General features: G+C 72.7%; 10 protein-coding genes. 7 read left to right on the forward strand and 3 right to left on the reverse strand.

Going from position 1 to position 11,728, the window contains the following annotated elements; all coding sequences use genetic code 11:
• Positions 1-13 precede the first annotated feature (13 nt).
• Positions 14-1,369: an aminobutyraldehyde dehydrogenase gene (locus ACFYXV_RS31760; protein ID WP_385463615.1), complete on the forward strand. Its 1,356-nt coding sequence runs from the start codon at positions 14-16 to the stop codon at positions 1,367-1,369.
• On the opposite strand, the gene ACFYXV_RS31765 is transcribed toward ACFYXV_RS31760, so the two are convergent.
• Positions 1,359-2,063 carry a rhomboid-like protein gene (locus tag ACFYXV_RS31765; protein WP_389384760.1) on the reverse strand — a complete coding sequence of 235 codons (705 nt, stop codon included), beginning with the start codon at positions 2,061-2,063 and terminating at the stop codon, positions 1,359-1,361. The two genes, ACFYXV_RS31760 and ACFYXV_RS31765, sit on opposite strands and share 11 nt — an antisense overlap.
• 187 nt (positions 2,064-2,250) lie before the next feature.
• On the opposite strand from ACFYXV_RS31765, the gene ACFYXV_RS31770 reads away from it, so the two are divergent.
• The 4 genes from ACFYXV_RS31770 to ACFYXV_RS31785 all read left to right on the forward strand — a co-directional run bounded on the left by ACFYXV_RS31770 (position 2,251) and on the right by ACFYXV_RS31785 (position 8,257).
• Positions 2,251-3,828 (forward strand): purple acid phosphatase family protein, encoded by a 1,578-nt coding sequence (locus ACFYXV_RS31770; protein WP_389384761.1) that lies wholly within the window; start codon positions 2,251-2,253, stop codon positions 3,826-3,828.
• 187 nt (positions 3,829-4,015) lie between these two features.
• Positions 4,016-4,753, forward strand: coding sequence for an SAVMC3_10250 family protein (locus ACFYXV_RS31775; protein WP_389384762.1), 738 nt, complete (start codon positions 4,016-4,018; stop codon positions 4,751-4,753).
• On the forward strand, positions 4,750-6,885 hold the full coding sequence (locus tag ACFYXV_RS31780; RefSeq protein WP_389384763.1) for an AIPR family protein: 2,136 nt from the start codon (positions 4,750-4,752) through the stop codon (positions 6,883-6,885). The genes ACFYXV_RS31775 and ACFYXV_RS31780 overlap by 4 nt, the downstream gene beginning before the upstream one ends.
• Positions 6,875-8,257: a serine/threonine-protein kinase gene (locus ACFYXV_RS31785; RefSeq protein WP_389384764.1), complete on the forward strand. Its 1,383-nt coding sequence runs from the start codon at positions 6,875-6,877 to the stop codon at positions 8,255-8,257. Before ACFYXV_RS31780 ends, ACFYXV_RS31785 begins: the two co-directional genes overlap by 11 nt.
• 123 nt (positions 8,258-8,380) lie before the next feature.
• Here ACFYXV_RS31785 and ACFYXV_RS31790 read toward each other — a convergent pair whose 3' ends face one another.
• Entirely contained in the window at positions 8,381-9,106 is a 726-nt protein-coding gene (locus tag ACFYXV_RS31790) for a dienelactone hydrolase family protein (RefSeq protein ID WP_389384765.1), read from the reverse strand.
• A gap of 304 nt (positions 9,107-9,410) precedes the next feature.
• Between ACFYXV_RS31790 and ACFYXV_RS31795 the strand changes: the two genes are divergently transcribed.
• Both ACFYXV_RS31795 and ACFYXV_RS31800 read left to right on the forward strand, forming a co-directional pair.
• Entirely contained in the window at positions 9,411-10,616 is a 1,206-nt protein-coding gene (locus ACFYXV_RS31795; RefSeq protein WP_389384766.1) for a cytochrome P450, read from the forward strand.
• A 145-nt stretch (positions 10,617-10,761) separates the two neighbouring features.
• Positions 10,762-11,433: a TetR/AcrR family transcriptional regulator gene (locus tag ACFYXV_RS31800; protein WP_389384767.1), complete on the forward strand. Its 672-nt coding sequence runs from the start codon at positions 10,762-10,764 to the stop codon at positions 11,431-11,433.
• Positions 11,434-11,479: 46 nt separating this feature from the next.
• Here ACFYXV_RS31800 and ACFYXV_RS31805 read toward each other — a convergent pair whose 3' ends face one another.
• Positions 11,480-11,650 carry a hypothetical protein gene (locus ACFYXV_RS31805; protein WP_385463484.1) on the reverse strand — a complete coding sequence of 57 codons (171 nt, stop codon included), beginning with the start codon at positions 11,648-11,650 and terminating at the stop codon, positions 11,480-11,482.
• Positions 11,651-11,728 lie beyond the last annotated feature (78 nt).

Below are 11,728 nucleotides of genomic sequence, written 5' to 3' on the forward strand. Positions count from 1 at the left end.
GTCCGGCGAGGCGATGGAGCTGACCGACCCCGCCACCGGGCTGGTGCACGCCCGTGCCCCGCGCTCCGGCAGGGCCGACACCGACGCCGCCGTCTCGGCGGCGGCGGCCGCGTACGCGCACTGGTCCACGACCACCCCCGCCGTACGGCAGCGCGCCCTGCTCGCCCTCGCCGATGCGATGGAGGCGCACGCGGACGCCCTGACGGCCGCGGAAACGGCGGACACCGGCAAATCGGTGCGGCAGTTCAGGGACGAGGAGCTGCCCGCGATCGTCGACGCGGTGCGCTACTTCGCCGGAGCGGCCCGGAACCTCCCGGGCGCGGCAGCGGCCGAGTACGCGCAGGGCCGTACCTCCCTGCTGCGCCGCGAACCGGTCGGAGTCTGCGCCCAGATCACCCCGTGGAACTACCCGCTGATGATGGCGGCGTGGAAGATCGCCCCGGCGATCGCCGCCGGGAACACGACCGTGCTCAAGCCCGCCGACACCACCCCGTCCTCGTCCGCGCTGCTCGCGCGGATCGCCTCCGCACACCTGCCGCCGGGCGTCCTCAACGTGGTCTGCGGCGACCGCGACACCGGCCGTGCGCTCACCGCCCACCGCGACGTGGCCCTGATCGCGGTCACGGGCAGTGTGCGGGCGGGCCAGGAGATCGCGGCGGCAGCGGCGGCCGACCTCAAGCGCGTCCATCTGGAGCTGGGCGGGAACGCCCCCGTCATCGTCCACGACGACGTGGACGTCGAGGCGACGGCCGCGGCCCTCGCCGCCGTCGCCTACTACAACGCCGGCCAGGACTGCACCGCACCCACCCGGCTCCTGGTCCACCACCGGGTGCACGACGCGTTCCTCGCGGCCTTCGCGGCAGCGGCGCGCGCCCTGCGCACGGGCCCGCCGAGCGAACCGGACGCCGATTTCGGCCCGCTCAACAACGCGGCCCAGCTCGCTTCGGTACGGGCCAAGCTCGACCGGCTCCCGGCCCACGCCGAGATCGTGACGGGCGGCGCGCAGCTCGCCCGGCCGGGCTTCTTCGTCGAGCCCACCGTCGTGGCGGGCGTGCGCCAGGGCGACGAGATCGTGCAGGAGGAGACTTTCGGCCCTGTCGTGACCGTCCAGCCGTTCACCGACGAGACCGAGGCCCTGCGCCTGGCCAACGACGTCCGTTTCGGCCTCGCCGCCGGCGTCTGGACCTCGGACCACGACCGCGCCATGCGCGCGACCCGGATCCTGCACACGGGCATCGTCTGGGTGAACACCCACGGCACCACCGTCTCGGAGATGCCCCACGGCGGCGTCAAACACTCCGGGTACGGCAGCGACCTCTCCCTGTCCGGCCTCCTCGACTACACCCAGGCCAAGCACGTCATGCTGTGAGCGCGGCGCGCACCCGCTGCCGCCTGAACACCGGGACGGCCAGAAGCCCGAAGCCGAGGGCCGCCGCCGTGAGGTGGCCGACGGTCGTGAAGTCCGGCAGCGGCCCGTCCCATTCGGCTCCGCCGAGGGGCCAGGCGAGGACGAAGAGGGCCCAGGGGAGGCGGCCCCGGCGGGGCAGGGCGAGCGTGCCGATCGCCAGCACGGTCTGGGCTCCGTAGCTGACCCCGTAGTCCAGGGCCTGCCGCACCTCCGTCGGGTACCAGCCGCGCCGCAGCGCAACGGCGATGACGACGGCGGTGAGCAGGGTGGCCACGACGTGCCCGCCCAGGTACACGGCCACGGCGCGCGCCTTCCCCCATCGGTTCTCCGCCCAGGCCAGGAAGCAGCAGACGCCGAGCCCCAGGGTGATGAAGGTTCCGACGAACTCGGTCGAGGCGACGTCCGTGAGCGTTCCGTCGAAGAACAGCACGCTGCCGAGGAGCGCCGAGAGCGGATGATCTTGGAGATTGTCCAGGTTGGTGCTGAGATGACCCAACACGGTGGCCGCCCGATCGGCGGACAGGCCGTAGCCGAGCCAGGCGTGGCCGACGAGGAGCACACCGACGTAGGCGAGGGTCAGCGGCGCCCGGCGCGGGTACCCCCGCACGGCGTCGAGCGCTCTGCCCAAAGGACCCCACAGTGACGACAAGTTCATACCGCAGCATTCTCCAGGTCGGGCCGGAGGCGGGGTCCGGCGGGTCGACGAAGGCCCCGCCGCGCCCCGGTACCGGTCCGGGGTGGCAGGAAGATGGGCAATTCCGGGGATTCTCATGGGGGTTCCGCCCCCGTCCGTTCACCTTTCGGCGACCTCCGCGTCGTCTGGGACGATGAGGTTTGCAGCCATGGACCTTCCCGATTTCGGTATCCCCCGCACACTCGCCTCGCGGATGAGCATGGCCGAGCAGCACGACTACCTGCGTGCGAAGTTCACCCGGCGCGGCGCGCTGCGCGCGGGTGCGGCGACCGCAGCCGTGGCCGGTGCCGGCCTGGCCGTCGGCGCGGCCTCGCCCGCGTACGCGGCTCCTGCCGTGCTCACCTCCACCGAGCGGCGCGGTGTCGACGGCGCCCTGGCCGCGCCCTTCGCTCGGCACTTGCAGTACGGCGCCGATCCGAAGACGCAGATGCGGGTGTCCTGGCAGGTGCCGTTCGCGGTGAAGAAGCCGTACCTGCGCGTGGGCACCAGCCCCTGGGCGCTCAGCGTGAAGATCGACGCTGAGGTCCGGCACCTGAGCACCCCGGTCCTGAACGGCGGCAAGATCGCCGCGGCCGAGCAGTTCTACCTGCACGTGGGCCTGGACCGGCTGAGGCCCGGTCAGACCTACTACTACGGGGTCGGACACGACGGCTTCGACCCCGCCGACCACCGCAACCTGGGCACGCTGGGCACCTTCACCACCGCCCCCTCCCGCGCCGAGAACTTCACCTTCACCGCTTTCGGCGACCAGGGCGTGAGCTACCACGCGCTCGGCAACGACGCCGTGCTGCTGGCCCAGAACCCTGCCTTCCACCTGCACGCGGGCGACATCTGCTATGCCGACTCCTCCGGTTCGGGCACCGCCGGCGACACCTACGACGCGCGGGCCTGGGACCAGTTCCTGGCGCAGACCGAGACGGTGGCCAAGACCGTGCCGTGGATGGTGACGACCGGCAACCACGACATGGAGGCCTGGTACTCGCCCCAGGGGTACGGGGGCCAGAACGCCCGCTGGTCGCTGCCCGGCAACGGCCCGGACCCGGTCAACCAGCCCGGCGTGTACTCGTTCGTGCACGGCAACGTCGGGGTCGTGGCGCTCGACGCGAACGACGTCTCGTACGAGATCCCCGCCAACTTCGGGATCAGCGGCGGAAAGCAGACCGCGTGGCTGGACCGGCGCCTCGGCGAACTGCGCCACCACCGCGACGTGGACTTCATCGTGGTGTTCTTCCACCACTGCGCGTTCTCCACCACCAGCGCGCACGCCTCGGAGGGCGGGGTGCGGGACGTGTGGGTGCCGCTGTTCGAGAAGCACCAGGTGGACCTGGTCATCAACGGCCACAACCACGTGTACGAGCGGACCGACGCGATCAAGGGCAACAAGGTCGGCCGGAAGGTCCCCATCGGTGAGCGCACCGACCCCACGCAGGACGGCATCGTGTACGTCACGGCCGGCGCGGCGGGACGTTCGCTGTACAGCTTCCCGGTGCCGGACTCGTACGAGGGCCACGTCGCGGACCGCGACGGCGTGGACTCCTACCGGTGGGTCAAGGGCGGTGCGAAGGCGACCGAGACGGTGGAGTGGTCGCGGGTGCGGTACACCAACTACTCCTTCCTCGCGGTCGAGGTCGAGACGGGCCGCTCCCCGAAGCTGAAGGTCAGCGCGCTGGCCGAGACGGGCCAGCGGATCGACCACTTCGAGATCCAGCGGGGACGCGGCCGCTAGCCCTCCTCGCGGCGCGAGCACGGCCGGGTCGAGGGCGGCCCCGGGTCTCCGGCCCGGGGCCGCTTCGTCGTACGACCTCCCGACGAGCACGACGAGCGTCCGATCTTCCTGACCGAACCGCCCACCGCCGCCCTCGCCCGGTGGCAGGATGGGCGCACGGGGCGGGCATGCGAGGCGGGAGGCCGCGATGCGGGAGTTGATCTATCTGTCGGACGGGAAGTTACGCCAGTTCGTGGCACCGGCCGGCCGCGTTCCCCGGGCCGGGGCCCTCCGTCTGACCACACCCGTCGGCGGGATCGACGTCGACGCGCCCGCCGCCGACGACGAGCGGAACCGTCTGCGTCGGCTGGACCGCGTCGACCGGCACCTGCTGGAATCCGCCCGCTGGTTCACCGAGCCCGGTCTGCGCCCCGGCCAGTGGGTGCAGTTCGAGGCGCCGCTGCTGTGCGTCACCCTCTCCGGCCCCCATCGAAACCTCGTCCTCTTCGTCGATGCCGCCGCGGGGCAGGAGCCGGCCCCTGAGGGGGAAGCCGGCTGCCGGCTGCTCATGCACGGCTCGTCCCACCACCTCCTGGGCCACGCCCCGGTACTGGCCGACGGGCCGCCGCTGGAGGAGGTGGAGGCCGGCGGAGACAGTTACGGCAGCATCTTCCTGACCCGCGTCGGCCGCGCGGTGGAAGCACTGGCGGCAGCGAATCCGTCCGCCGGCGGCCCCGCTCCGGCCGAGGGGGCCGTCGGCCCGGTCGGACGGGAAGGCGTACTGGCTCTGCTGCGGGCGGTCGACCACAGCCCGGCCCTGGAGGGCACGGCCGTCTGGTGCCGGGGGCTCGCCCGCGTCACGGTCCTGCTGGACGCGGGCCCCGGCGGCCCGCGCTGCGTCGTGGCCAGCCCGCTGACCGTGGAAGCCGCAGCCGACCTGCCATGAGCGACCAGACGCATCCGGCGGAGCGGGACACCCGCGTCAAGTTCGTCCGCCACGCCCTCGCCAGGGAATTCGGCGAACTCCTCGACGTGGACGACCCCGCCGGCCGGACTGCCGAGGAACGCGAGGCGCTGTTCAGTTCGCGCGCGCTCGCGGCCAAGGCGGTGCGCATCTCGACCGACTGCACGGCCGAGGAGGCGGCCGGCTCGGTGATCGACGGTCCGGACGACGGCGGCATCGACGCGATCGGCTTCTCCCCGGCCACGCCGGAGATCTGGCTGGTCCAGTCCCGGTGGAGCAGCAGCGGTACGGCCTTGCTGCGGATCGAGGACGTACAGCGCATGGTCGCGGCGCTCCGCCGGCTGGCGGAGATGCAGTTCGACCGGTTCAACCCCAGGTTCCTGCGGCTGGCCGACAGGGTGGTCAAGGTCCTCGCACAGCCGGGCCTCAAGATCCACTTGGTTGCCGCGGTCCTGGGCGAGGGGCACCTCTCCCCCGGGGCCGAAACCGCGCTGCGGGAGGAGACGGCGGAGTTCAACCGGTTCGGCGAACTGGTGGACCTGCGCGTCCTCGGCCTCGCCGACTTCCACTCAGCGGCCCGCCGGGACGCCGCGCCGAGGCCCCTGACCCTCCCGGTCACCCTGACCGAGGGCTGGTTCGTGACACCCGCCCCCTACCAGGCGTACGTGGGAACGGTCGCGGCGGACGAGCTGGCGCTGTGGTACCAGCTGCACGGGGAGCGCCTGTTCGAGGGCAATCTGCGCCGCCATCTCGGGGTCACCTCGGTCAACGCCGACCTGACGAGCAGCCTCCGGGACCGTCCCGACCGGTTCTGGTACTTCAACAACGGCATCACGCTCCTGTGCGAGCGCGTCCAGGCGGAGTACTTCGGGCGTCGCGCGGTGGGCCAGCCCGTCCGGCTGGAGCTGGTGGGCGCGAGCGTGGTCAACGGGGCGCAGACGGTCGGATCGGTCGCCCGCGCGTTCGGATCGGACCCCTCGGCGGTGGCCGAGGCCCGGGTGCTGATCCGGGTGATCTGCGTCGACGGGGCTCCGAACACGCTGGCCGCGGAGATCACCTCGGCGACGAACACGCAGAACCGCATGGAGCCGAGGGACTTCGTGGCGCTGGATCCGAGGCAGCTGGAGATCCGGGACGAGTTCGCGGTGATGCTGGACAAGGAGTACGTCCTCAAGCGGGGGTCGCTGGACCCCGCACCGACGGCGGGCTGCACGGTGGCGGAGGCGGCGATCGCGCTCGCCTGTGCCCACCGCGACAGTTCGCTGACCGCGCGGCTGCTCCGTGACGACGACGTCCTGTGGCGCCGGGCCCCGAACGGGGTGTACTCCCGGCTGTTCGGTCTGCCCCGTCCCGGGGCCCTGCAGATCTGGCGCTCCGTGCTGCTCATGCGCGCCGTCCGCCAGGCGCTCGGGGAGCTGTCCCCCGCTCTGCCGCCGCGGGCCCGCGCCATCTGCGACAACGCGCACCTGCTGATCACGCACATCGTGTTCCGTACGATCGGGTTCGACGGCATCGACGAGGCGGACGGCGACTGGGAGTCCCGTCTGGAGACCGCCCTCGAACGCACCGGGCGTGCGCTGTCCCTGCTGATCTTCCTGGTGGACCGCCTCTACGGCCCGCACGCATTCATCGTGCACCTCCTCACCGACCCGTACCGCTGCCGTGAGCTGGCCGCCGCCGTCGTCAACGGTTTCGCGGAGAAGGCCGGAGCCCCTGACCTGGTTCCCGCGGGGCCCCGGCGGACCCGGAGGCCGAACGGCGTTGCACTCCTGGTGGCCCACGGCCGCATTCCGGAGGGCACACGCCTGATGTACCGGCCGGGTACGGCCACGGAGGCGAAGGGGGTGTCCGCGTGGGTCGACGCGGATCCCAGCCGGTTCCTCGCGACCTGGGTCGACGACAACCGCCGACCGCTGATCTGGGCCGTTGACGGCAAACGCTACTCACCGAGCGGCCTGGTCATGCGGATCTGGGAGGAAGCGCAGTGGACTGAGGCGCCCGCGGCGGTCCAGGGCACGCGTTGCTGGTTCGTGCCGGGCCAGGGCTCGCTGGTCGACCTCGTGGCCGAGATCCACTCCGAGACCGCTGCGGGAAACGAGCCCGATGCTCCCTGACACCCAGGTCCTGGACGACCGGTACGAACTGCGCACCCTGCTCGGTGAAGGGTCCATGGGGCAGGTCTGGCACGCCTTCGACCGGGAGCTGCGGCGGACCGTCGCGGTGAAGCTCATCCAGCCGTACCGGCTCGCGTCCGGCGCCCGCACGGACCGGGCGGAGATGTTCCGGCAGCGGTTCCGACGGGAAGCCCGGCTCCTGGCGCGCTTCGGCCACCCCGGTGTCCCGGTCCTCTACGACGCGCGGCTGGCCTCCGACGCCCCTCACGCGTACATCGTCATGGAGCTGGTACTGGGCCACGACCTCGACCGGGTCCTGCTGGAACACCACCGGTTACCCGTCGGCCGGTTGGTGTCCATCGGCATCCAGGTCTGCGACGTGCTCCACGTCCTGCACGGCGATCCCGTCATCCACCGTGATCTCAAGCCCTCGAACATCATGGTCACCACGGGCGACCAGGTGAAACTGCTCGACTTCGGCACCGCGGCGGTGTTCGGATCCGAGCATCCCCGGCTCACGGCCGCCGGGGAACTGGTGGGAACCGTGGACTACATGGCTCCCGAGCAGTTCGACTCCCCCCTCGTCGGAGACCCGCGCAGCGACCTCTACTCCCTCGGCTGCGTCCTCTACCACATGGCGGCCGGCTCCCCTCCCTTCATCGGGCCGGCGACCCAGGTGATGCGCGACCACATCTCGCGGGCGCCGGTGCCCCTGCGGGACCACTGCCCCGACATCGACCCCCGACTCGACGCCCTCATCCTGGCAACGCTCGCCAAGCACCCGGGCGACAGGCCCGCATCGGCACGCGAGCTGCTCGACGGACTGAACCGCCACACGGCACCGCGCACCGGGTCGCTCCCGCACACCGCCGCGATCCGGCCGCTGCTGCCGGAGCCGGCGGAGGTGGCGGAGCCGGCAGAACCGCCGGAGCTGCCGGACGACATCCCCACGGGCACCGGGGCCGCGGCCACCGACCCGCGGGTGTCACGTGCGGCGGCGTTCTTCGCGGACGGCCGGTTCGGCTCGGCCCTGCCCCTCTACCTCGCCCTGGCCGAAGGCACCTCCGACGAGGCCGTCGAGTACCGGGCCAGGGCCGCGACCTGCCGCCGGTACCTGGGGGGCACGGCCGCAGCGCTCAAAGAGTTCCAGGACCTCGCTGCCGGCCTGGAGGCGTCCCACCCCCGGGACGCGCGCCTGTTCCTCGACGTCCGGAGGCAGATCGGGCTTCTCCTGACGACGTCCCGGCAGTGGGGCCCGGCCCTGGAGGCCCTGGCGGAGGTCTACCCCGCCCTGGAGCCGGTCTTCGGACCCGACTCGGTCGAGATGGCCGAGGTACGCGCCGCCCTCAGCACCATCCGCAGACTGGGCTGACGCCGTCCCGGATCCGGGCCCTGCCGGCCGTCCGGCGCCGCTCCGGGCGGCCGGTACCCGGCCGTCCGGAGCGGTGGTGCAGCAGCACCGCCTACCGCCTGCCGCCCGTCGGACGGCCCCGTCTCACTTCAGGTGTCGGTCCAGGAACCGGCACCCGTCCTCCAGCTCGAACCACGGGGTGCCGGTGTGCCCGCCCGGATTGGCGTGCAGGGTCTTCTCCTTGCTGCCGAAGGCGTCGAACAGGTCCAGGGCCCGCTGCCGGGGGTTCCCCTCGTCGTCCCACTGCAGCAGGAACAGCAGCGGAATGGTGACCTGCCGGGCCTCCTCCCGCTGGGCGCGGGGCACGTACCCGCCGGCGAAGAAGCCCGCGGCCGCGATCCGAGGCTCGGCCACCGCCAGCCGGATGCCGAGGGCCGTCCACCCCCCGGAGTACCCGACCGGGCCGCCGATCTCCGGCAGCGCGAGAAGGGCGTCGAGAGTGGTCCGCCATTCCGGGACCGCGTTCTCGACCAGGGGGCCGATGAACGACTCGAAGATCTCGTCGACCGGTTCACCGGCCCGCATCGCCCGCCGCAGGTCGGCACGGGCCTGCTCGTCGGCGGCGGAACGGGGACGGTCACCGCACCCGGCGGCGTCGATGGTGGCCACCGCGTAGCCACGCGCCGCGGTGTACCGGGCGCGGGCCACCAGCCGGGGGTCCGCCTTGGGCAGGCCGTTGTTGTGGGACATCAGGACCAGCGGGGCCGGGGCGGACGACTCAGGCGTCCACAGGGTTCCGGGGATCTCGCCGAGGGTGAACTCGCGCTCGACGACACCGTCGTCCAGGTGCTGTTCGGAAGTGAATTGCACGGTCGGGCCTTTCGGGAGGGCTCTTGAACGGCGCTCCCGGACGACCTATCGCCCGACCGTGACCCCGGAGGAGAGCACCCATGTCGAAACTGCGTTCACGGGTACCACCTCCTCGTTCTGTCGCACGGTCTTCGGGAGGTTAACAGGGGCCTCCGCCGTCCGCCAAAGGGTTTTCGCAGGCTCCCCGGCCGGACGCAGCGGACTCCCCAGCAAACGGGGACTACTCCCCGGTTCATGCGGTAGCGTTCCCGAGTGACGAAACGGGGAGTGCTCCCCGTTTGCTTCGAGGAGGAAGGGAACCGCCATGCCCGCCGCACCGACGCTCGACGAACTCGCCCCCGAGGGAGTCGACTTCACCGTCGACCCGTACCCCGTCTACGCCGCCCTGCGCGAGAGGGGACTCGTCCACCGCGTCCACGTGCCCGGCAGCGGGGACGTCTGGCTCGTCCTCGGACGCGACGAGGTGCGCGCCGCCCTGACGGACCCCCGGCTGCGCAACGACATACGGCACTCGGCGACGTGGGAGAGCGACGGCGGCAACGCCATCGGGCTCAACATGCTCCAGACCGACGCGCCCCGGCACACCCGCCTGCGCGCCCTGGTCGCACGCGAGTTCACCGCCGGACGGGTCGAGGCGATGCGGCCGCGCGTCCAGCGGATCGCCGACGGGCTCCTCGACGCCCTCCCGCCGGCCGGTACCGCCGATCTCGTCGCCGGCTACGCCCTTCCGCTCCCGCTCACCGTCATCTGCGAACTCCTCGGTGTCCCCCTCGCCGACCAGCACCACTTCCACTCCTGGTCGACCGAGCTCGTGGCCCCCTCCTCACCCGCCGCGGCGGGCGCCGCCGCCGGCGAGATGAGCGCGTACTTCGCCGCACTCATCGCCGCCAAGGCCGGTGACCCCGGCACGGACCTCATGAGCGCCCTGGTCCGGGCCTCCGGCGAACAGGACGGGCTCTCCCCCGAGGAGCTGCTCGGCATGGCCTTCCTCCTGCTCGTCGCGGGACACGAGACCACCGTCAACCTCATCTCCAGCGCCGCCCTGGCCCTGCTGCTCCACCCCGATCAGCTCGCCGCGCTGCGCGCCGACCCGCTCCTGATCGACGGAGCCGTCGAGGAGGCGCTCCGCTACGACGGCCCCGTCACCGCCGCGGCCTTCCGGCACGCCGCCGAGCCCGTGGAGATCGCCGGGGTCCGCATCCCGGCGGGCGACAGCGTGATGCTCTCCCTGGCCGCCGCCTCCCGCGACCCCGGACACTTCGCCGACCCCGACCGCTTCGACATCCGGCGCCCCGCCCAGGGACACCTCGCGTTCGGCCACGGCATCCACCACTGCCTGGGCGCCCCGCTCGCCCGCCTCGAAGGACGGACCGCCCTGCGGACGCTCCTGCGGCGGCTGCCGGACCTCGCCCTGGACACCGCGCCCGAGTCCCTGGTGCGCCGCCCGGGCGCCATGCTCCGGGGGGTGGCCGCCCTGCCCGTGCGATGGTCCCGGCAGCTGCCCGCGTGACACCTGCCCGCGTGCCCGGACGACACCTGCCCGCGTGACGCCGGCCCCGGTGGCGCTAGCATCCGTACCGGACGAGGATCCCCGGTACGGATGCGCGTACGCGCACCTCCCGTACGCATGTCACCGGCGACGCGAGGAGCGGACATTGACCCCGGCCACGGAACGGCCCGCACCGGTACGGCGCGACGCGCGGCGCAACCGCGAGCTGCTGCTGGCCGCCGCGCGCAAGGCCTTCGCCGCCCAGGGGCTGGAAGCCCGGCTCGACGAGATCGCCCGCCGGGCCGGCGTCGGGAACGCCACCCTGTACCGGCACTTCCCGACCCGGGCCGCCCTGATCGACGCCGTGTTCCGCGACTCCCTCCAGGGGACCGTCGACGCCGGGGAGGAAGCCCGCGGAGCGCCGGACGCCTGGACGGGACTGGCCGGCTACCTGGAGTCGGTCTTCACCGTACTCGCCACCGACCGCGGCGCGAACGACCTGATGACGACCGCCATCGAGGGCGTGACCTCCCTGGACGCCGTCCATGCCCACAACCACGAGACGATCGCCCTGCTGATGGACCGCGCCCAGCGGGACGGCACGATGCGCTCCGACGTCACCGTCGAGGACCTGCTCCTGAGCCTGGCCACGCTGGGCCGCGCCGTGCCCTCCCTGGCGGCCGCCGGGCCCCCGCACGCCTGGCGCCGGCAACTGTTCCTGTTCCTGGACGGCCTGCGGGCCGGGACCCGCCCCGCCACCCGGCTGCCCGCCCCGGCCCTGACCGCGCAGGACCTGACGGCCGTCCTCCACGACCTCGGACCGCACCGCGAGAGCTGACCCACCCGGACGGCGCCGGCACGGGCGGACGGCGCCACGCCGTCCTTCACGAGCCGTCGGCTTCGAGCGCGACGACGAGAAAGGCGTCCCCGTCGAGGTCCATCACGACCGTCGCCCCCTGGCCCCGCTCCCGGCACCGGGCCGCGTACTCCTCGGCGGGCCAACTGCCATAGGGGTCACCGGCGGGAAAGGAGTCCAACACCTTCGTACGGTGCACCGCTTCCACCTCCTGAACCTCGGACCGTGCTCACCGTCCTCGTGCCCCCGTCGCCGAACCCCATGCGCCCGCCCTGCC

This window comes from Streptomyces sp. NPDC002181 (assembly GCF_042890485.1).
GTDB lineage: Bacteria > Actinomycetota > Actinomycetes > Streptomycetales > Streptomycetaceae > Streptomyces.

Excerpts from the sequence above, each read along its gene's own strand:
- ACFYXV_RS31760 (WP_385463615.1), top strand. The coding sequence starts at position 14 with ATGGAGCTGACCGACCCCGCCACCGGGCTGGTGCACGCCCGTGCCCCG.
- ACFYXV_RS31770 (WP_389384761.1), top strand. The coding sequence starts at position 2,251 with ATGGACCTTCCCGATTTCGGTATCCCCCGCACACTCGCCTCGCGGATG.
- ACFYXV_RS31775 (WP_389384762.1), top strand. The coding sequence starts at position 4,016 with ATGCGGGAGTTGATCTATCTGTCGGACGGGAAGTTACGCCAGTTCGTG.
- ACFYXV_RS31765 (WP_389384760.1), bottom strand. The coding sequence starts at position 2,063 with ATGAACTTGTCGTCACTGTGGGGTCCTTTGGGCAGAGCGCTCGACGCC.
- ACFYXV_RS31795 (WP_389384766.1), top strand. The coding sequence starts at position 9,411 with ATGCCCGCCGCACCGACGCTCGACGAACTCGCCCCCGAGGGAGTCGAC.
- ACFYXV_RS31780 (WP_389384763.1), top strand. The coding sequence starts at position 4,750 with ATGAGCGACCAGACGCATCCGGCGGAGCGGGACACCCGCGTCAAGTTC.
- ACFYXV_RS31785 (WP_389384764.1), top strand. The coding sequence starts at position 6,875 with ATGCTCCCTGACACCCAGGTCCTGGACGACCGGTACGAACTGCGCACC.